The organism is Pontibacterium sp. (assembly GCF_041587635.1).
Taxonomy (GTDB): Bacteria; Pseudomonadota; Gammaproteobacteria; order Pseudomonadales; family Balneatricaceae; genus Pontibacterium.
The window spans coordinates 1-2,245 of the sequence record NZ_JBFGYC010000618.1; the positions used below are offsets into that span (position 1 = coordinate 1).

At 56.9% G+C, this 2,245-nt stretch carries 2 protein-coding genes; both read right to left on the bottom strand.

What is annotated here, in order from left to right:
- The coding region (locus ABYW01_RS19870) for a SufD family Fe-S cluster assembly protein (RefSeq protein WP_372836144.1) at nt 1-319 on the bottom strand (319 nt) is incomplete at its 3' end.
- Between the two features lie 32 nt (nt 320-351).
- On the bottom strand, nt 352-2,245 hold a 1,894-nt coding region (locus ABYW01_RS19875; protein ID WP_372836146.1), incomplete at its 5' end, for a helicase-related protein.

Consider the following 2,245-nt stretch of genomic DNA (forward strand, 5'->3'; position numbering starts at 1 on the left):
CCCAGTTCTGCACGTTGACGTACTGCAGCTGCGCATTCTGGCCAACGTAACCCTCGGTGACGGCGTGGGCGATGACGCGCGGCGAGGCGCCGTTGACCGCCGCGTCGGGGGCGCTGCCATACTCGTCGATGAGGATCGCCGAGGCGCCCTCTTCGAGCACCACCAGCGTGCGCGGGAACACCGCCGACAGATCCTTGCCGCTCTTATGAAACCTGAGTTGATAACGTGTTAACGTAGCCGAACATAGCGGCATAGCACTGGGCACCCTGGCTTGCAGGCGCTTAAGAGACATATTGGAGCCGTAAGCGAAGTAATACATCAATCTACCTCTATGTATGACGGGGGGGCGGATCAGCGAATATCAACGATCCGGCTGGCTTTTTTATAACGAATTCTCCAGCCAGACCACACCGGAAGCTCCCAACGCTTGGGATCGTCTTTACGCGTTCCCGACAAGCGCTCGACCGTAACCTGCTTCCTTCTTACATCGTAGTGCACTTTCAAGCGTAGATCACCGAGCAGCAGTTGCGCCGGGTATTTCTCATCAAACGCCGCCCGCTGCCAAGGCGGAATACCGTCAAACACAAGGTCATCCGGGTCAATTAGCGACATATCTTCTGCAGTTTCGACCCCGAGCAGTGCCAACTGATCGATCAACCACGCTTCTACTTCAGGTGTCACCGCTTTAGGATCATCTGACTCTCCCAGCGCAACAAACAGTGACCAGGCCGCAAGATCTTTACGAAGTTGCTCGGCGACACCAGACATGACACTGCCACGCAGAATCAAGCCGGCCAACGCCTGACGCGCTGCGTCTCCTTCAGGTATCAGCACGTCACTGCCGATGACCCGTTCGACATAAACACGTTGCTGCTCAACACTGAGCTGCCGTGCTTTCCAGATAATTTCCCCTTGCGTACATTCACCCAGCTTAGCGGCCACCAGCATCTTCAGCTTCACTGGCGCCAGACAGGTACCGATGGTCAGAGTTTGTCGCGTACCGCGTCCGGGCATACTGTAATCGTCAAACATCACTGCGGCTTCGTAGTCCTCGGGCATCCGACACTGATCGCCAATCGTCAGCTCCGAATACCCATTCCCCATCGCTGTGCGCCGCTTGGCGCGACGAATAAAGGCTGTCGTCGGCTGCGCTTTGATCACTGACAGCAACCAGTGCTCACGTTCGAAATCGATCTGATCCGGTAAATCCGCGAGGCTCAGTGCATGACGTATCTGGCGGGCTAAACGGCGCGCTTCCTGTCGTCCGGCCCGATCAATACCTATCTCTTCCGGTGCTTTCATGCGCAGCGCTGCGATTAACGTCATCGCATCACAGGGTGTCGGTTGCCATGCTTGCAATACCTGCAACCCCTGCTCACTTTTGGGCAAGTTCAGCCAACGCCCGCCGGCCGTCAAACATGCAGCCAGATCCACCATGGCGCCTCGGGTCGCCTCATCCGGCATCGAGGTGATCAAGTGGGAAAACTGTGTATCGATCGGCAATGGAAACAATGTTTGCCCGAGCTTCGTCACACTACCACTGTCATCCAGCGCGCCCATTTGCAGCAGTTTGTCAGCCGCCTGCCGGGATGATTTTTCCGGAATCTGGTCAGGGAAGGACAACTCATCCAATGAATTTCCGGCACAGGCTGCCGCCAACATCATTTCGACCAGCTCTTCTCGCTGGATCTCGGGTGGTGTAACCAACTCCAATGGCGCATGCTCTCCCCATAATCGCACGCATAATCCAGCGGTTAAGCGCCCCGCACGCCCTCGACGCTGTTCCGCACTGGCCTGGGACACCGCATGTAAACCCAACACCGTGCGCCCGTTACGCTGATGGGTGCGACGCTCAAGCCCCGAGTCCACCACCAAGGTGATACCCGGTATCGTAAGTGAGGTTTCCGCCACGTTCGTCGCAAGAATAATCCGTCGACGCGCACCGGTGTGGAGTGCCCGCTTTTGTTCAGCAGGACTGACGCTGGCATGCAATGGAATCAGATCCGCATCCAAGGCTTTCAAGGCAGCCATCGACTGTTGTATCTCTTTGCGCCCCGGCAAAAACACCAACGTATCGCCTTCGTGCTGAGTAAACAGCTCCGTCACCGCCGCTTTGATCTGCTGTTCCAGCCCTTTGCTTTGCGGCATATCCCGCGGATCTTTCGCGCGATGACGTACTTCAACCGGGAAACTACGCCCTTCCGCCTGCAACACTTCCGCATCCAGATAACTCGCCAAACGCTGC